Below are 18,855 nucleotides of genomic sequence, written 5' to 3'. Positions count from 1 at the left end.
CGCCCGGTTACATTCCGAACCCGGAAGCTAAGCCTTACAGCGCCGATGGTACTGCAGGGGGGACCCTGTGGGAGAGTAGGACGCCGCCGAACAATCTTTCAAAAGGGTTGGACCCCGAACTTCGGTTCCGGGTCCAACCCTTTTTTGTTCTGCGTCACTTGACGTTCACGTTGCGCAACGAGCATCCACTCCATGAGTACTGCTGCACTGCTCAGGGCCGCCGGTGTCGGAGTGGGTGACGAGGTCGTCGTGCCGGCCTTCGGGAACGTGGAAGTCGCCAAAGCCGTGGCGATGGCAGGGGCGCTGCCGGTGTTCGCCGACATAGATCCGGCGACGTACTGCCTGGAGCCGGCCGCGGTGGAGGCGGCCGTAACTCCGCGGACGGCGGCTGTCGTTGTCGTACACCGCTTCGGAAGGCCCGCTGACGTCGGGCGGTTGCACGCGCTCGGCCGTCGGCACGGGCTGCTGGTGTTGGAGCACGGGGAATCCGAGGCTCCGTACGACGAGATGGCTCAGCGGCGGGAGCGGGCGGCGTTCCTCGACGCCAAGTTGAGGGGCGTGCGGACGCCCGAGAGCGGAGCCGGGCACACCTATCAGCAGTACGTCGTGCGGGTGCCGGGGAATGGCCGCCCCGACCGGGACGCCTTCGCCCGCGCCATACGGGGCAGGGGTGTTGAGTGCCGCGTGCCGGTGAAGACCCCGGTGCACCGGATGCCCGAGTTCCGGCGGTGTGTGTCCCTGCCCGAGACCGAGCGGGCCGCAGACGAGACGCTCGCGCTTCCCGTGGACGCGTCGCTGACCAGACGGGACATGCAGCGGATCGCGGCGGCGTGCAACGCGCTGGGCGGGCTGCTCCAGCCGGCCGGCTGAGCGGCGGTTGGGAGCACGGGCCCGTTCGGGGTATGATCTATTCCGTTGGCGAGCGGGAAATACCGCACACGGCAACAGGCCCCTATAGCTCAGTCGGCAGAGCGTCTCCATGGTAAGGAGAAGGTCAACGGTTCGATTCCGTTTGGGGGCTCCGACAGAAAGGCCCCGCCCATTCGGGCGGGGCCTTTCTCATGCCCTGCGGGAGGGTCCCCCGCTAATCCGTGTGCAGGCCCGGTACGCGCATGGCGAGGATCGCCATGTCGTCGGACGGGGGCTCGGAGGCGAAGCGTTCCACGGCGCGCATGATGCGGGCCGCGACCGCGCCGGCCGTCAGACCGGTGCAGGTGGTCAGGACGTCGGCGAGGCCGTCGTCGCCCAGCATGCGGGGACCCTCGCGGCGTTCGGTGACACCGTCGGTGACGCAGAGGAGGACGTCGCCGGGATCGAGGGTGACCGTCTCCTCGTACAGCTCCAGGTCCTCGATGACGCCGAGGAGGGGCTGCGGTTCCGCCGCCGGTTCGACCGTGCCGTCCTGGCGCAGACGGAGCGGGAGGGGATGACCGGCGCAGACCACCTTCAGTTCCGCGCTGCCGTCGTCCTGTGGGCGCATCTCGCCGTAGAGGAGGGTGAGGAAGCGGCTGCGGGCACCCTCGTCGAGGATCGCGGAGTTGAGGCGCTCCAGGACCGCCGGGCCGCTGAGACCCTCGCGGGCCAGCAGCCGGAGCGCGTGCCGGGCGAGGCCGGTCACGGCCGCCGCGTTGGGGCCGGTGCCGCAGACGTCGCCGATGGCGAAACCGTACGCGCCGTCGCTGATCGGGAAGAGGTCGTAGAAGTCTCCGCCGACCTCGTTGCCCTCGCCGGCCGCGCGGTAGATGACCTCGACCTCGACGCCGTCGATCGTCGGCAGCTCCGGCGGCAGGAGGCTGCGCTGGAGGGACTGGCTGATGGCCGTGCGCTCCGAGTAGAGGCGGGCGTTGTCCAGGGCCAGGGCGGCCCGCCGGGAGAGGTCCTCGGCGAGTTCCAGGATCTCCTGGCGGAAGTGCTCGTCGGTCGGCTTGCCGAGCGTCAGCATGCCGATGACCCGGTTACGGGCGACCAGGGGCAGCACCACCGTCTCGCCGCCGACCGCGGAAGCCGTCGCGAGGGTCGGACCGATGCTCGTGGTGACCTGGCCGGTCAGGCCGCCGCTGAGGCCGAGACTGCGCATGGAGGTGCGCAGCGCCGCCCGGTGGGCGACCTCCGCCGGGGCCGACCAGACGCGGGCGCCGGGAGTGGGGACCGGGTCCGGCGGGGGGATCTTCGACAGCAGGGACTTGATGCCGTCGATCAGCTCCTCGTCCTCGTGCAGCACGTAGGAGAGGTACGGCTCTGAGGCCTGGTCGGCGATCGTGTAGACGGCGCACCAGGTGGCGAGGGTCGGCACGGTCATCTGGGCCATCAGGGCCAGGGTCTGGTCCCGGTCCAGGGTGCCGGCCAGCAGGTCGGAGGCCTCGACGAGGAAGCTGAGCGAGCCGCGGCGCAGACGCTCCAGTTCACCCAGGCGGGCCGACTCGACGGCGAGCGCGATGCGGTCCGCCGCGAACTGCAGGCGCAGCGCCTCCTCGTTGGAGTACCTGCCGGGTGCCTCGGCGGCGACGCCGAGGGAGCCGGTGAGGCGGCCCTCGACCTTCAGCGGGACGGTGACGACCGAGCGCATGCCGGTGCTGTTGAGGAGGGGGACCGCGCCGGGGACGGCGGTGAGGTCCTCGTGGACGGCCGGCATCCGGGCGGAGCCGTAGCGGCCGGGGCCCGCCTCGACGGGGACGCGGGCGAAGCGCTGGCGGGCCGAGGGCAGGCCGGTGGAGGCGCGGACCTCCAGTTCCGTCTCGTCGTCGGTCGCGAGGAGCAGGAAGGCGGAGTCGCCGTCGAGCATGTCGCGGGCGCGTTCCACCGTGCGCTGGAGCAGCCCGTCGAGGTCGTCCGGGGCCGGGGAGCCGATGAACACCTCGAAGGGGTCGGTGCTCTGGCCCTCGGAGGTGCCGGACTTGTCGGACGCGGGGCCGCGCAGCGGGGTCTGCAGAACCGCCCGTTCGTGGTCCCGCACCAGGAGGCAGACCGTTGACGGCTCGCCGTCGGTGTCCCGGACCCGCAGGTGGGAGGCGTACACGGGGATCACCCGGCCGTGGGCGCCCCTGATGCCGTAGCTGCCCTCCCAGCGGGAGAGCCGGAGCGCGTCGGCGATGCCGGTGCCGGTGCCCGGGGTGTGCGGCCAGGCCGCGAAGTCGGTCAACGGCTTGCCGGTGACCTGCTCGGCGGAGTAGCCGAAGAGTTCCTCGGCGTCCTCGTTCCAGGCGGTGACGGAGCCGGCCCGGTCGATCTGGACGACGGCGACGCGGACCCGGGCGTCGGCGAGCGGGAGGAGGTGGGCCGGCAGGGAGGGGCCGGCGGTGCGGGTGCCGACCGGGCGCTCGGGGAGGTCGAGCCGGAACCAGACGGTCTTGTGGGTGGGGGTGTAGTCCACGCCCCAGTGGCCAGCCAGGGCCGCGCAGAGCTGGAGCCCGCGGCCGCCCTCGCGGTCGGGGCTGCCCATGGTGATGGCGGAGCCCTGGAGCGGGATCTCCCGTTCCGGATACCGGTCGGCCACCTCGATCCGTACGCCGTCGTCGCTGCGCAGGCAGAGGAGGTCGGCGGAGGTGCCGGCGTGGACCACGGCGTTGGTCACCAGTTCGCTGGTGAGGACCACGGCGTCGTCGACGACGTCACCGAAGCCCCAGCCCTGCAGGGTGTCGCGGACGAAGGAGCGGGCGCTCGCGACCGATCGCCCCACGGGCTCGAAGCTGGCGGCCGCGCGCGCGGTGATCACAGAACTCCTCGACCGGTTCTCGACGGGCATGGCTCCCCGGCCGACCGGCTCGTGCCGCTGGTGCGGCAGGCCGTCAGTCGGCCGCGGGTCCGGGGGCTGTTCCCCCGGGATCAGTCCGGTGGTCATGTGTGCGGCCGCCCTCCGATGCCCGCTCGTTCCCGTGCCACCGCCCAGGCCGGGCGGACCGGCGTGGCTGGACAGCCGGATGCAAGGTTACTTACCTTCGCGGTCCGAGCGGATGCCGGTCCGCTGTGTTTCCGTCCGGAGGTGTTCCCTGTCCGGCGGGTGTGCGGACGATGTGCGAAGCTGCCGAACTGTTATGGCCTGGTTCGGTGGGGGTGAAACACTGGGCAGGCTTGTGGTGAAGGTCCGGGCAGGCCGTGTGGCTCCCTCGCCGGGCGGGCAGCCGCCCTCTGGTGACGCCTCGGAACGCCGGGCAGGACATCGCAGCAGTACGGGAAGAGCACAGGAGCAACGGGAACGCCCTCGGCGGTGTGCCCGGGCACAGCGGTAACGGTCGACCCCTGCGGGAGGGACACAGTGGAGTCTGGCGCAGCGACGCGGAGCACGAAGACGACGCGCGCGAAAGGCGGACAGTCCCCGAGCAGGCCGGGAAGGACGCGGGGCGGGACCACGACCGTGGAGACGGCGTCCCTGAACCGGTTGATGACGGCGCTGGTGGCGATGCGGGACGGAAACTTCCGCAAGCGGCTCACGGTGTCCGGCGACGGCGTGATGGCGGAGATCGCGGCGGTCTTCAACGAGGTGGCCGACCGCAACCTCCACCTGACGGGTGAGCTGGCTCGGGTGCGCCGCATGGTCGGGCGTGAGGGAAAACTCGCGGAGCGGCTGGAGACGGGGGCCTCCGAGGGGTCCTGGGCGACCGCGATCGCCCACTCGAACGCGCTGGTGGACGACCTGGTGCGGCCCGTGTCCGAGGTGAGCCGGGTGCTGTCGGCGGTGGCCGAGGGCGACCTGTCGCCGCGTATGGAACTGCGGACGCAGGCGCCGGACGGGTCGGGGCATCCGCTGCGGGGCGAGTTCCTGAAGGTCGCGCGGACGGTGAACAACCTGGTCGACCAGTTGTCGACGTTCACCGACGAGGTCACGCGCGTGGCCAGCGAGGTGGGGACCGAGGGCAAGCTGGGCGGTCAGGCCCAGGTGCGCGGCATGTCCGGTTCGTGGAAGGACCTGACGGACTCCGTCAACACGATGGCGGAGCGGCTGACGGCGCAGGTGCGCGACATCGCGCTGGTGACGACGGCCGTCGCACGCGGCGACCTGTCCCGGAAGGTCACCGTGCACGTCGAGGGCGAGATGCTGGAGCTGAAGAACACCGTCAACACGATGGTGGACCAGCTCTCCGCGTTCTCCTCCGAGGTGACGCGGGTCGCGCGCGAGGTGGGCACCGAGGGAGCCCTGGGCGGCCAGGCGCAGGTACCCGGGGTGGACGGCGTGTGGAAGGAGCTCACCGACTCCGTCAACACCATGGCCGGGAACCTCACCGCGCAGGTGCGCGGGATCGCCGAGGTGACGACCGCGGTCGCCAACGGCGACCTGTCGCGGAAGGTGACGGTGCCGGCGCGTGGCGAGGTCGCGCAGCTGGCCGAGACGATCAACCAGATGACCGAGACGCTGCGGATCTTCGCGGACGAGGTCACCCGGGTCGCCAACGAGGTCGGGGCCGAGGGACGGCTGGGCGGTCAGGCGAACGTACCGGGGGCGGCGGGGACGTGGAAGGACCTGACGGACTCCGTCAACACGGTGTTCCGGAACCTGACCACACAGGTGCGGGACATCGCGGCGGTGACGACGGCGGTCGCCAACGGCGACCTCTCGCAGAAGGTCACGGTGGACGTGGCCGGCGAGATGCTGGAGCTGAAGAACACCGTCAACACGATGGTGGACCAGCTGTCCTCCTTCGGTGCCGAGGTCACGCGTGTGGCGCGCGAGATCGGTGTCGAGGGCGAGCTGGGCGGTCAGGCCCAGGTGCCGGGGGCGGCGGGGACGTGGAAGGACCTGACGGACTCCGTCAACACGGCGTTCCGCAACCTCACCGGACAGGTGCGGAACATCGCCCAGGTGACGACGGCGGTCGCCAACGGCGACCTCTCGCAGAAGGTCACGGTGGACGTCTCCGGCGAGATGCTCCAGCTGAAGAACACCGTGAACACGATGGTGGACCAGCTGTCGAGCTTCGCCGACCAGGTCACGCGGATGGCCCGGGACGTGGGCACGGAGGGCCGGCTGGGCGGTCAGGCGCGCGTGGACGGCGTGTCGGGCACCTGGAAGGAGCTCACCGACTCCGTCAACTCGATGGCGTCCAACCTGACGGGTCAGGTGCGCAACATCGCCCAGGTCACGACGGCCGTCGCGCGCGGTGACCTGTCGCAGAAGATCGACGTCGACGCGCGCGGGGAGATCCTCGAGCTGAAGAACACCATCAACACGATGGTGGACCAGTTGTCGTCGTTCGCCGACCAGGTGACCCGGGTGGCCCGCGAGGTGGGCACGGAGGGCCGGCTGGGAGGTCAGGCGCAGGTGCCCGGGGTCGCCGGTGTGTGGCGGGACCTGACGGACTCCGTGAACGGCATGGCCGGCAACCTCACCGCGCAGGTCCGCAACATCGCCCAGGTGGCGACCGCGGTGGCGCGCGGTGACCTGTCGCAGAAGATCACTGTGGACGCGCGCGGGGAGATCCTGGAGCTCAAGAACACGCTGAACACGATGGTGGACCAGCTGTCGTCGTTCGCCCAGGAGGTCACGCGGGTGGCCCGTGAGGTGGGCACGGAGGGCATCCTCGGCGGTCAGGCCGAGGTGCAGGGGGTCTCCGGCACCTGGAAGGACCTCACGCAGTCGGTGAACGGCATGGCGAACAACCTGACCCTCCAGGTCCGCAACATCGCCGAGGTCACCACCGCGGTCGCCAAGGGCGACCTGTCGAAGAAGATCACCGTGGACGCGAAGGGCGAGATCCTCGAGCTGGTGACCACCGTCAACACGATGGTGGACCAGTTGTCGTCGTTCGCCGAGCAGGTGACCCGGGTGGCCCGTGAGGTGGGCACCGAGGGCATCCTGGGCGGTCAGGCGCACGTGCCCGGCGTCACGGGCATCTGGAAGGACCTGAGCGACAACGTCAACCTGATGGCGAAGAACCTGACCACTCAGGTGCGGAACATCTCCCAGGTGTCCGCCGCCGTCGCCAACGGCGACCTGACGCGGCAGGTCAGCATCGAGGCGCGCGGTGAGGTGGCGCAGCTCGCCGACACCATCAACACCATGGTGAAGACGCTGAGCGCGTTCGCCGAGCAGGTCACCAAGGTGGCCCGCGAGGTGGGCACCGACGGCATCCTGGGCGGTCAGGCGCAGGTGCCCGGCGTGGCCGGTACGTGGAAGGACCTCACCGAGTCGGTGAACCAGATGGCGTCCAACCTGACCGGTCAGGTCCGCAACATCGCCATGGTGACGACGGCCATCGCCAAGGGCGACCTGACGAAGAAGATCGACATCGACGCGCGCGGGGAGATCCTCGAGCTGAAGACCACCATCAACACGATGGTCGACCAGCTGTCCTCCTTCGCCGAGGAGGTCACGCGGGTGGCCCGCGAGGTGGGCACCGAGGGCGCCCTGGGCGGCCAGGCACGCGTGCGTGACGTCGACGGCACCTGGCGGGACCTGACCGAGTCCGTGAACGAGATGGCCGGGAACCTGACCCGGCAGGTGCGCGCCATCGCGCGCGTGGCGACCGCGGTGACCCGCGGCGACCTGAACCTGAAGATCGACGTGGACGCGTCCGGGGAGATCCAGGAACTCCAGGACTACATCAACAAGATGATCGCCAACCTGCGCGACACCACGATCGCCAACAAGGAGCAGGACTGGCTCAAGGGCAATCTCGCCCGCATCTCGGCACTGATGCAGGGGCGCCGTGACCTGGAGGACGTGGCCTCGCTGATCATGAGTGAGCTGACGCCGGTGGTGTCCGCGCAGCACGGCGCGTTCTTCCTCGCGATGCCGCTGGTCGACGGCGAGGACCTGAACGCCGCGGGCGACGACCAGTTCGAGCTGCGCATGCTCGGCTCGTACGGCTACTCCATGGGCTCCATGCCGACGTCGTTCCGGCCCGGTGAGGGTCTCATCGGGACGGCCGCCGTGGAGAAGCGCACGATCCTCGTGCAGGACGCGCCCAGCGGCTATCTGAAGATCTCCTCCGGGCTCGGGGAGGCCCCGCCGGCGCAGGTGATCGTGCTGCCGGTGCTGTTCGAGGGGAAGGTGCTCGGCGTCATCGAGCTGGCCTCGTTCACGCCGTTCACGCACATCCAGAAGGACTTCCTCAACCAGATCGCCGAGATGATCGCGACCAGTGTCAACACCATCTCGGTCAACACCAAGACCGAGCGGCTGCTCTCGCAGTCCCAGGAGCTGACCGAGCAACTGCGCGAGCGGTCGGCGGAGTTGGAGCAGCGGCAGAAGGCGCTTCAGGCGTCCAACGCCGAACTGGAGGAGAAGGCCGAGCTGCTGGCCCGGCAGAACCGCGACATCGAGGTGAAGAACACCGAGATCGAGGAGGCGCGGCAGGTCCTGGAGGAGCGCGCCGAGCAGCTCGCGGTCTCCATGCGCTACAAGAGCGAGTTCCTCGCCAACATGTCGCACGAGCTGCGCACGCCGCTCAACTCGCTGCTGATCCTGGCCAAGTTGCTCGCCGACAACGCGGAGGGGAACCTCTCCCCGAAGCAGGTCGAGTTCGCCGAGACCATCCACGGCGCCGGGTCCGACCTGCTGCAGCTCATCAACGACATCCTCGACCTGTCCAAGGTCGAGGCGGGCAAGATGGACGTCTCCCCGACGCGCATCGCGCTGGTCCAGCTCGTGGACTACGTGGAGGCCACCTTCCGGCCGCTGACCGCGGAGAAGGGCCTGGACCTGTCCGTACGGGTGTCGCCGGAGCTGCCGGCCACGCTGCACACCGACGAGCAGCGGCTGCTCCAGGTGCTGCGCAACCTGCTGTCCAACGCGGTGAAGTTCACCGACTCCGGATCGGTCGAGCTGGTCATCCGGCCCGCTCGCGACGACGTTCCGCAGGCCATCCGGGAGCAGTTGCTGGAGGCCGGTTCGCTGACCGACCCGGACGCGGATCTGATCGCGTTCTCGGTGAGCGACACGGGCATCGGCATCGCGGCCGGCAAGATGCGGGTGATCTTCGAGGCGTTCAAGCAGGCCGACGGCACCACCAGCCGCAAGTACGGCGGTACGGGGTTGGGGCTGTCCATCTCGCGGGAGATCGCACAGCTGCTCGGCGGCGAGATCCACGCGCAGAGCGAACCGGGCCGCGGCTCGACGTTCACGCTGTACCTGCCGCTGCGCCCGAGCGAGCTGCCGCCGCACGGCTACCAGCAGCCCGTGCCCGCGCTGGAGGCCGGTGACCTGGCGGCGTCGGCCGAGACGCCGGCGGAGGTGAAGTCGTACCGGGACACCCAGAACGGTCCGGCCGCGCTGTTCCGGCGCCGCCGCAGGATCACGCTCGAGCAGCGCCCCGCCCTGGAGCCCGAGCAGTGGCCGGGCGCGGGGCAGCAGGAGCCGGCTCCCCGGCCGTCGAGCCGCGGCATCCGTTTCGGCGGGCAGAAGGTGCTGATCGTCGACGACGACATCCGCAACGTCTTCGCGCTCACCAGCGTCCTGGAACAGCACGGCCTGTCCGTGCTGTACGCGGAGAACGGCCGGGAGGGCATCGAGGTGCTGGAGCAGCACGACGACGTGGCGGTCGTCCTGATGGACATCATGATGCCCGAAATGGACGGGTACGCCACGACCACGGCGATCCGCCGGATGCCGCAGTTCGCCGGGCTCCCGATCATCGCGCTCACCGCGAAGGCGATGAAGGGCGACCGCGAGAAGGCGATCGAGTCGGGCGCCTCCGACTACGTGACCAAGCCGGTCGACCCCGATCACCTGCTGTCGGTGATGGAGCAGTGGATGCGGGGGGAGTGAGACCGGCGCACGCAGGGGGCGCGAAGGCGGCGGAAAGCTCCGGCGTTCACGCGCTGTCGCTGACGCGGTGCGCGCGAAGTCGTGTAGAAGTACGGGAATCGGGGAACCTTCTGGTCTCCTGCCGCGTTTCTGCTACGTACACAGTGACATCGCGGTGACAGGGTGTGGCGACGGGCGGGGTGCGGCTACGATGACCGGCACAAGGACGGGCGGCGCAAGGGAGTCGTCCCCTGGGGCGGTACCCACAGGTGCATCCCCAGGTCCTGCGGACAGGGGAGGCCCCACGCCGGGGCGAGGAGGGCGGGCCATGGTGCAGAAGGCCAAGATCCTCCTGGTCGATGACCGGCCGGAGAATCTGCTCGCGCTGGAGGCGATCCTCTCGGCGCTCGATCAGACGCTGGTGCGGGCATCGTCCGGGGAGGAAGCGCTCAAAGCGCTGCTCACGGACGATTTCGCGGTCATCCTGCTGGACGTCCAGATGCCGGGCATGGACGGTTTCGAGACCGCCGCGCACATCAAGCGGCGGGAGCGGACCCGGGACATCCCGATCATCTTCCTCACCGCGATCAACCACGGCCCGCACCACACCTTCCGCGGGTACGCGGCGGGCGCGGTCGACTACATCTCCAAGCCGTTCGACCCGTGGGTGCTGCGTGCGAAGGTCTCGGTCTTCGTCGAGCTGTACATGAAGAACTGCCAGCTGCGGGAGCAGGCGGCGCTGCTGCGGCTCCAGCTGGAGGGCGGCGAGAAGGACACGGCCGAGTCCAAGGAGCCGACGGGGCTGCTCGCCGAGCTCTCGGCGCGGCTCGCGGCCGTCGAGGAGCAGGCCGAGGCGCTCACCAAGCAGCTCAACGACGAGTCGACCGACGCGGCCGCGGTGGCCACGGCCGCCCATCTGGAGCGCAAGCTCACGGGGTTGCGGCGGGCGCTGGACGCCCTGGAGCCCGGAGCCGGCAGCGCGTCGCCGGCGGCGTCGCAGAACTGACGCCGAGGACAGGGGCGTTGGCCGGACACCCGACGCGCCATCGGCCTGGGACCGCGCCAACTGCGCGTCAATGTCACGCCTGGGCGAGAGCGACACGAACGGGTGAAGCGTCCGCCACGCGTGTCCCCAACCGTCTCCACCGGTAACCTCACACCCATGGCCTCACGTCCCTCCGCTGCCAAGAAGCCGCCCGCGAAGAAGGCGCCCGCTTCCGCGAAGGTCCCGGCGAGGAAGGCCGCTGCCAAGAAGGCCCCGGCGAAGAGGGCTCCCGCCAGGAGGGCCCCGGCGAAGAAGCCCGCGCCCGCACCGGCCGCCCCGAATCCGACCAGCGGTCTCTACCGGCTCGTACGCGCCCTGTGGCTGGGCCTCGCGCACGCCGTCGGCGCCGTCTTCCGCGGCGTGGGGCAGGGTGCCAAGAACCTCGACCCCGCGCACCGCAAGGACGGCCTGGCGCTGCTGCTGCTCGCCGTCGCCCTGATCGTCGCGGCCGGCACCTGGGCGGACCTGAAGGGTCCCGTCGGCGACCTCGTGGAGATCCTGGTCACCGGAGCCTTCGGCCGGCTCGACCTGCTGGTGCCGATCCTGGTCACGGTCATCGCCGTACGGTTCATCCGGCACCCGGAGAAGCCGGAGGCCAACGGACGGATCGTGATCGGACTGTCCGCGCTCGTCATCGGCGTGCTCGGGCAGATCCACATCGGCTGCGGCTCGCCCGCGCGCAGCGACGGCATGCAGGCCATAAGGGACGCCGGCGGTCTCATCGGCTGGGGCGCGGCCACACCGCTGTCGTCGACCATGACCGACGTCCTCGCCGTGCCGCTGCTGGTGCTGCTCACCGTCTTCGGTCTGCTGGTCGTCACCGCCACCCCGGTGAACGCCGTTCCGCAGCGTCTGCGCCAGCTCGGCGTGCGGCTCGGACTCGTCCGCGAACCCGAGCCGGAGGAGTTCGGCGCGGACGACGAGCGCTACGAGCAGCAGTGGCGCGAGTCGCTGCCCGCGGGCCGCCGCGGCCGACGGCCGGCGCCCGAGGAGTACGACCCCGACGGCGCGGAGCAGGAGGCGTTGTCCCGGCGCCGGGGCCGGTCCCGCAGACCCGCGGTGCCGCGGCCCGCCGTGGACCGGCCCCTGGACGCCGTGGACGTGGCCGCCGCCGCTGCCGCCGCACTGGACGGCGCCGTGCTGCACGGGATGCCGCCCTCGCCGGTCGTCGCCGACCTGACCCAGGGCGTCGGCACCGGCGACCGTGAACCGACCGCACCGGTGCCGTCCCCGGCCGTCCGCCCGCAGCAGGAGAGGCCGAAGGCGGACAGGCCCCAGGACGGGCCGCAGCAGAACAGGCCACCGGCCGGCGTCCTGGACATGACCAAGGAGCCGCCCCGCGAACCCCGTGACCTGCCCGCCCGCGCGGAGCAGCTCCGGCTCTCCGGCGACATCACCTACTCGCTGCCCTCCCTCGACCTGCTCGAGCGCGGCGGCCCCGGCAAGGCGCGCAGCGCCGCCAACGACGTCATCGTCGACGCGCTGCGGAAGGTCTTCACGGAGTTCAAGGTGGACGCCGCCGTCACCGGCTTCACCCGCGGCCCGACGGTCACCCGCTACGTGGTGGAACTCGGCCCGGCCGTGAAGGTCGAGCGGGTGACCGCGCTGACCAAGAACATCGCGTACGCCGTCGCCAGCCCGGACGTGCGGATCATCAGCCCGATCCCCGGCAAGTCCGCGGTGGGCATCGAGATCCCGAACACCGACCGGGAGATGGTCAACCTCGGTGACGTACTGCGGCTCGCGGAGTCCGCCGAGGACGACGACCCGATGCTGGTCGCCTTCGGCAAGGACGTCGAGGGCGGCTACGTCATGGACTCGCTGGCGAAGATGCCGCACATGCTGGTCGCCGGCGCCACCGGCTCCGGAAAGTCGTCCTGCATCAACTGCCTGATCACCTCGATCATGATGCGGGCGACCCCGGAGGACGTCCGGATGATCCTGGTCGACCCCAAGCGCGTGGAGCTGACGGCGTACGAGGGCATCCCGCACCTGATCACGCCGATCATCACCAACCCCAAGCGGGCCGCCGAGGCGCTGCAGTGGGTCGTGCGCGAGATGGACCTGCGCTACGACGACCTCGCGGCCTACGGCTACCGGCACATCGACGACTTCAACCGCGCGGTGCGCGAGGGCAAGGCCAAGCCGCCCGAGGGCAGCGAGCGGGAGCTGCAGCCGTACCCGTACCTGCTGGTGATCGTCGACGAGCTGGCCGATCTGATGATGGTCGCCCCGCGCGACGTCGAGGACGCCATCGTGCGCATCACGCAGCTCGCGCGGGCGGCCGGCATCCACCTGGTGCTCGCCACGCAGCGGCCGTCCGTCGACGTGGTCACCGGTCTGATCAAGGCGAACGTGCCGTCCCGGCTGGCGTTCGCCACGTCCTCGCTCGCGGACTCGCGGGTCATCCTCGACCAGCCCGGCGCCGAGAAGCTGATCGGCAAGGGCGACGGGCTGTTCCTGCCGATGGGCGCGAACAAACCGACCCGTCTGCAGGGCGCGTTCGTGACCGAGGAGGAGGTCGCGGCCGTCGTCCGGCACTGCAAGGAGCAGATGGCGCCCGTCTTCCGGGACGACGTCACCGTCGGGAGCAAGCAGAAGAAGGAGATCGACGAGGACATCGGCGACGACCTGGACCTGCTGTGCCAGGCCGCCGAGCTGGTCGTCTCCACCCAGTTCGGGTCGACGTCCATGCTCCAGCGCAAGCTGCGCGTCGGCTTCGCCAAGGCGGGCCGGCTGATGGACCTCATGGAGTCGAGGAACATCGTCGGACCGAGCGAGGGTTCGAAGGCGCGTGACGTTCTTGTGAAACCTGATGAGCTGGATGGCGTGCTCGCGCTGATCCGGGGGGAGTCTGAAGGGTAGGCGAACGGGAGGCGGTCGTCGCCTCCGGGCACCCGGGTGGTCGATCGTGACCCACCCGTGAGCGATCATTGGGCAACCGTTTCCCCTCGGTGTACGTCACACCGGGGGAAGCGACAAACTGCAGGCCCACCATCGGGATGTCGGGCCATTCCGATGGCGGACAAAGACCGACCGCCCGGTTGCCCCACCCTCTCGTACCCCTCCTAGACTGAACCTCCAGCACAGGCGGCTACACGCTCGAAAGGCGCCCCCGTGTCCAACGGCAACTCCCCTGAAGACGAGCGTCCGTTCGAAGACGTTTCCGAGGAAGTCCGCCCTTCCGTCTCCGTCGGCCGGGCGCTGCAGCAGGCGCGCATCGCCGCCGGGCTCACCGTCGACGACGTCAGTACCGCCACCCGGGTCCGTATCGCCATCGTGCATGCCATCGAGGCGGACGACTTCGCCCCCTGCGGCGGCGACGTCTACGCGCGCGGGCACATCCGGACCCTGGCCAAGGCCGTGGACCTCGACCCGGCCCCGCTGATCGCCCAGTACGAGGCCGAGCACGGCGGCGGCCGTCCGGCCCCGACGCCGGCCGCCCCGCTGTTCGAGGCGGAACGCATCCGCCCGGAGCGGCGCGGACCCAACTGGACCGCGGCCATGGTCGCCGCGATCGTCGTCGTGATCGGCTTCGTCGGTTTCACGATGGTCAAGGGCGACGACGGCGGCAAGGCGAACGTCGCCGAGGGCACCGAGCCCCCCGAGCCGGCCTCGCCCACCCCCACGTCCGAGAAGCCCGCCGCACCCGAGCCGGAACCGTCGGACAGCGCCATCGCCGCCGCGCCGCAGGACAAGGTGACGGTCCAGGTCAGCGCCCCCGACGGACGCAGCTGGATCTCCGCCAAGGACCACAACGGCCGGCTGCTGTTCGACGGACTGCTCAAGCAGGGCGAGTCCAAGACCTTCCAGGACAGCACCAAGGTCAACCTGGTCCTCGGTGACGCCGGCGCGATCGACCTGTTCGTGAACGGCAAGAAGATCGAGGACGACTGGCAGCCGGGCGCCGTCGAGCGCCTGACCTACACCAAGGGCGACCCGCAGGCGGGATGAGCCGGCGCAAGGGACGCTTCGACGACGGGGTTGGCCGTGATCGGCCAACCCCGTCGACGTGGGGCCTCAGCGGGACGAAGTAGTCTTGAGCCCATGCCTGAACGCCGTACCGTCGCACTCGTCACCCTTGGCTGCGCCCGTAACGAGGTGGACTCGGAGGAGCTCGCAGGCCGTTTGGAGGCGGACGGCTGGCAGCTCGTGGAGGACGCCGAGGAAGCGGACGTCGCCGTCGTCAACACCTGTGGCTTCGTCGAGGCCGCCAAGAAGGACTCCGTCGACGCCCTCCTGGAGGCCAACGACCTCAAGGGGCACGGGAGAACCCAGGCCGTCGTGGCGGTGGGCTGCATGGCCGAGCGGTACGGGAAGGAACTCGCCGAGGCCCTTCCCGAGGCCGACGGCGTGCTCGGCTTCGACGACTACGCCGACATCTCCGACCGCCTCCAGACCATCCTGAACGGTGGCATCCACGCCTCCCACACCCCGCGCGACCGGCGCAAGCTGCTGCCGATCAGCCCGGCCGAGCGGCAGGACTCCGCCGCCGCCGTCGCCCTACCGGGACACGGCCCGGTGGACCTGCCGGAGGGCCTCGCCCCGGCGTCCGGCCCCCGCGCGCCGCTGCGCCGCCGGCTGGACGGCTCCCCGGTCGCCTCGGTGAAGCTCGCCTCCGGCTGCGACCGGCGCTGCTCCTTCTGCGCCATCCCGTCGTTCCGCGGCTCCTTCATCTCCCGCCGCCCCAGCGACGTGCTGAACGAGACGCGGTGGCTGGCCGAACAGGGCGTGAAGGAGGTCATGCTGGTCTCCGAGAACAACACCTCCTACGGCAAGGACCTCGGCGACATCCGCCTGCTGGAGTCCCTGCTGCCCGAGCTGGCGGAGGTCGACGGCCTCGAGCGGGTCCGCGTCAGCTACCTCCAGCCGGCCGAGATGCGGCCCGGCCTGATCGATGTGCTGGCCTCCACCCCGAAGGTCGCCCCCTACTTCGACCTGTCCTTCCAGCACTCCGCGCCCGACGTGCTGCGCGCGATGCGCCGCTTCGGCGACACCGACCGGTTCCTGGAGCTGCTCGACACGATCCGGAGCAAGGCGCCCCAGGCCGGTGTGCGTTCCAACTTCATCGTCGGCTTCCCCGGCGAGTCCGAGGCCGACCTCGCCGAACTGGAGCGGTTCCTGAACCACGCGCGGCTGGACGCCATCGGTGTCTTCGGCTACTCCGACGAGGAGGGCACCGAGGCGGCGACGTACGACCGCAAGCTGGACGAGGAGGTCGTCGCCGAGCGGCTGGCCCGCGTCTCCCGGCTGGCCGAGGAACTGGTCTCGCAGCGCGCCGAGGAGCGGGTCGGCGAGACCGTGCACGTGCTGGTGGAGTCCGTCGACGAGGCCGAGGGCGTGTACGGCCGGGCGGCGCACCAGGCTCCCGAGACGGACGGGCAGGTGCTGCTCACGAGCGGCGAGGGTCTGGACGTCGGCCGTATGGTCGAGGCGAAGGTGGTCGGCACGGAGGGTGTCGACCTGGTGGCCGAGCCGCTGTTCCAGGGTTCGCCCGCGTGCAGTGAGGAGGCGGGCAGATGACGGGTGTCCCGGCACCGGCGGCGGGAGGCCCCTCCGGCGCGGGGAGGACGGCGGGCGCCGCATCCGCAGGCATGCCGGCGTCCGGCCGCGCGGTCGCGCGGGAGGCGCGGGGCACGGCTCCGGGACCGTCCGGCGGCGCACCGCGGCGCGGCGCGTCCGGCAGTGGCCCGGGCGGCGCCCGGGGGCACGGCGACGAGGCGGCGCCGGCCACCGCGCCCCGCGACGGCGTCGACGCCGGGGACGGCACCAGGCCCGCGCGCGGCGCGAAGATCGCGGCGGCGGCCGTCAACCAGGCCAGCGTCTGGAACATCGCCAACCTGCTGACCATGCTCCGGCTGCTCCTGGTGCCGGCGTTCGTCATGCTGATGCTCGCCGACGGCGGTTACGACCCGGCGTGGCGGTCGTTCGCCTGGGCGGCCTTCGCCATTGCCATGATCACCGACCTGTTCGACGGCCATCTGGCGCGCACGTACAACCTCGTCACCGACTTCGGGAAGATCGCCGACCCCATCGCCGACAAGGCGATCATGGGAGCGGCGCTGATCTGCCTCTCCTCGTTGGGCGATCTGCCGTGGTGGGTCACCGGAGTCATCCTCGGCCGTGAACTCGGCATTACCCTGCTGCGTTTCCTGGTCATCCGCTACGGCGTGATCCCGGCCAGCCGAGGGGGCAAGCTCAAGACCCTCACCCAGGGCATCGCCGTCGGTATGTACGTACTGGCGCTGACGGGGTGGCTGGCCACACTGCGGTGGTGGGTGATGGCTGCGGCGGTCGTGCTGACCGTGGCGACCGGACTCGACTATGTGAAACAGGCCATTGTGCTGCGCAGGCGGGGAATCGCCGAGCGCAAGGCGGCGTTGGAGGAGACGGAAGCGTGAGTTCCGAGGCCACCGAAGTGGTGCGACTACTCACCGTGAACGGCGGAACGCTCGCCGTCGCCGAGTCGCTGACCGGTGGCCTGGTGGCGGCGGAGATCACCTCGGTCCCCGGGGCGTCCAAGGTCTTCCGGGGTTCGGTGACGGCGTACGCCACCGAACTCAAGCAGCGGCTGCTCGGTGTGGACGCCACCCTGCTGGCCCAGCGCGGAGCGGTGGATCCGCAGGTGGCGGCTCAGATGGCGGCCGGTGTCCGCAAGGCGCTCGGCGCCGACTGGGGCATCGCCACCACCGGCGTCGCCGGTCCGGAGCCTCAGGACGGCCAGGCCGTCGGCACGGTCTTCGTGGCCGTGGACGGCCCCTCGGGGACGGGAACGGGTTCTGCCCGCGGCGGAAAAGTGGGGCATCTGCGGTTGAACGGCGACCGCGCGGAAATTCGTATGGAGAGTGTACGGAGCGTACTCGCACTGCTTCTGACGGAGCTTGCGGGCGAACAGACCGGGAATGAGCGGGCACAGGATACGGAACGGAACGGGGGGTTTTGATGTTTGCAGCCCTGAGTGAACACGACATCGCTCCCCGCACGGCCGCGGCGCAAGGCGGTACGGTGGGGCGAGAAGGATGCGGCTACGCGGTCCGAGGAGGGAGCCACCGATGATTCTGCTCCGTCGCCTGCTGGGTGACGTGCTGCGTCGGCAGCGCCAACGCCAGGGCCGTACTCTGCGCGAAGTCTCCTCGTCCGCCCGAGTCTCACTCGGCTATCTCTCCGAGGTGGAGCGGGGGCAGAAGGAGGCTTCCTCCGAGCTGCTCTCCGCCATCTGCGACGCGCTGGACGTACGGATGTCCGAGCTCATGCGGGAAGTGAGCGACGAGCTCGCTCTCGCCGAACTGGCCCAGTCTGCTGCAGCGACCCCCAGCGAGCCCGTGCCCACGCCGGTTCGTCCGATGCTGGGTTCCGTTTCGGTGACCGGTGTGCCACCGGAACGGGTGACCATCAAGGCGCCCGCCGAGGCGGTGGACGTCGTCGCCGCGTGAGCGTGGTGTTCCGTGCACGCGCGGTGTGCTGAAGGTGTGAGAGGCCCCGGTGGGGGCCCTTCCGGGAGATCCGGAGGGGTGCCGCCGGGGTTTTCGCATGCGTGGGGGCCTTCCCTTCCCCCGTGCGTTTGCCGGTGCGGCGCATGGCGGTCATCGTGGAGGGACGAGGCGGGGGGCCAGCCACGGAGGTGCGGATGTACGTCGTGAAGAGCCCGTTGTCCGACGCGAACCTGAAGACCGTGTCCGAGGCGCTGCAGGGCGCCCTGGTCGACCTGGTGGATCTCGCCCTGGTGGCCAAACAGATCCACTGGAACGTGGTCGGGCCGCGCTTCCGCTCCGTGCACCTCCAGCTCGACGAGGTCGTGACCCTGGCGCGTACGCACTCCGACACCGTGGCGGAGCGCGCCGCGGCCCTGGGGGTCTCGCCCGACGGGCGTGCCGCGACGGTGGCCGTCGGCAGCGGCATCGGGGTGACGCCCGAGGGCTGGGTCGACGACACGGCCGCGGTGGGCGCGCTCGTGGAGGCCCTGGGCGCGGTGATCGCCCGCATGCGGGAGCGGGTCACGGCGACCGACGAACCGGACCCGGTGAGCCAGGACATCCTGATCACGATCACCGCGGACCTGGAGAAGCAGCACTGGATGTTCCAGGCCGAGAACGGATGACGTGGCCCCCGGGGGCCGTCGCGCCGTCGCGCA

General features: G+C 70.6%; 11 protein-coding genes, 1 tRNA gene and 1 rRNA gene. 12 read left to right on the top strand and 1 reads right to left on the bottom strand.

The features are described from left to right. The 3 genes from rrf to ACFY3N_RS24175 form a co-directional block, all read left to right on the top strand. Positions 1–92: ribosomal RNA gene (gene rrf / locus ACFY3N_RS24185) — 5S ribosomal RNA — on the top strand; the annotation flags it as partial. Between the two features lie 100 nt (positions 93–192). Continuing rightward, positions 193–870, top strand: a complete 678-nt coding sequence (locus tag ACFY3N_RS24180) for a DegT/DnrJ/EryC1/StrS family aminotransferase (RefSeq protein WP_390818784.1) — start codon at positions 193–195, stop codon at positions 868–870. A 78-nt stretch (positions 871–948) separates the two neighbouring features. Next, positions 949–1,021: transfer RNA gene (locus ACFY3N_RS24175), tRNA-Thr, on the top strand. Between the two features lie 63 nt (positions 1,022–1,084). Here the strand turns inward: ACFY3N_RS24175 and ACFY3N_RS24170 are convergent. Next, on the bottom strand, positions 1,085–3,838 hold the full coding sequence (locus ACFY3N_RS24170; protein WP_390818783.1) for a SpoIIE family protein phosphatase: 2,754 nt from the start codon (positions 3,836–3,838) through the stop codon (positions 1,085–1,087). A gap of 414 nt (positions 3,839–4,252) precedes the next feature. Here ACFY3N_RS24170 and ACFY3N_RS24165 point away from each other — a divergent pair, with 414 nt between their 5' ends. The 9 genes from ACFY3N_RS24165 to ACFY3N_RS24125 all read left to right on the top strand — a co-directional run bounded on the left by ACFY3N_RS24165 (position 4,253) and on the right by ACFY3N_RS24125 (position 18,822). Beyond that, a complete protein-coding gene (locus tag ACFY3N_RS24165) occupies positions 4,253–9,700 on the top strand; it encodes a HAMP domain-containing protein (protein WP_390818782.1) in 5,448 nt (1,815 codons plus the stop codon). Positions 9,701–10,007: 307 nt separating this feature from the next. Further along, positions 10,008–10,685 carry a two-component system response regulator gene (locus ACFY3N_RS24160; RefSeq protein ID WP_390818781.1) on the top strand — a complete coding sequence of 226 codons (678 nt, stop codon included), beginning with the start codon at positions 10,008–10,010 and terminating at the stop codon, positions 10,683–10,685. 156 nt (positions 10,686–10,841) lie between these two features. Then, positions 10,842–13,589: a DNA translocase FtsK gene (locus tag ACFY3N_RS24155; RefSeq protein WP_390818780.1), complete on the top strand. Its 2,748-nt coding sequence runs from the start codon at positions 10,842–10,844 to the stop codon at positions 13,587–13,589. Positions 13,590–13,841: 252 nt separating this feature from the next. Then, a complete protein-coding gene (locus ACFY3N_RS24150; protein WP_390818779.1) occupies positions 13,842–14,678 on the top strand; it encodes a helix-turn-helix domain-containing protein in 837 nt (278 codons plus the stop codon). A 93-nt stretch (positions 14,679–14,771) separates the two neighbouring features. After that, entirely contained in the window at positions 14,772–16,247 is a 1,476-nt protein-coding gene (gene rimO, locus ACFY3N_RS24145; protein ID WP_390818778.1) for a 30S ribosomal protein S12 methylthiotransferase RimO, read from the top strand. Further along, positions 16,244–17,125 (top strand): CDP-diacylglycerol--glycerol-3-phosphate 3-phosphatidyltransferase, encoded by an 882-nt coding sequence (gene pgsA / locus ACFY3N_RS24140; RefSeq protein WP_390818777.1) that lies wholly within the window; start codon positions 16,244–16,246, stop codon positions 17,123–17,125. The genes rimO and pgsA overlap by 4 nt, the downstream gene beginning before the upstream one ends. Then, entirely contained in the window at positions 17,122–17,667 is a 546-nt protein-coding gene (locus ACFY3N_RS24135; RefSeq protein ID WP_390818776.1) for a CinA family protein, read from the top strand. The genes pgsA and ACFY3N_RS24135 overlap by 4 nt, the downstream gene beginning before the upstream one ends. A gap of 109 nt (positions 17,668–17,776) precedes the next feature. Beyond that, entirely contained in the window at positions 17,777–18,157 is a 381-nt protein-coding gene (locus tag ACFY3N_RS24130) for a helix-turn-helix domain-containing protein (RefSeq protein ID WP_003993396.1), read from the top strand. A 194-nt stretch (positions 18,158–18,351) separates the two neighbouring features. Beyond that, positions 18,352–18,822, top strand: coding sequence for a Dps family protein (locus ACFY3N_RS24125; RefSeq protein ID WP_390818775.1), 471 nt, complete (start codon positions 18,352–18,354; stop codon positions 18,820–18,822). Positions 18,823–18,855 lie beyond the last annotated feature (33 nt).

This window comes from Streptomyces sp. NPDC000348 (assembly GCF_042898795.1).
Taxonomy (GTDB): domain Bacteria; phylum Actinomycetota; class Actinomycetes; order Streptomycetales; family Streptomycetaceae; genus Streptomyces.
Note: the sequence above shows the minus strand (reverse complement) of the source record. Positions and strands in the feature narration are given on the sequence as shown.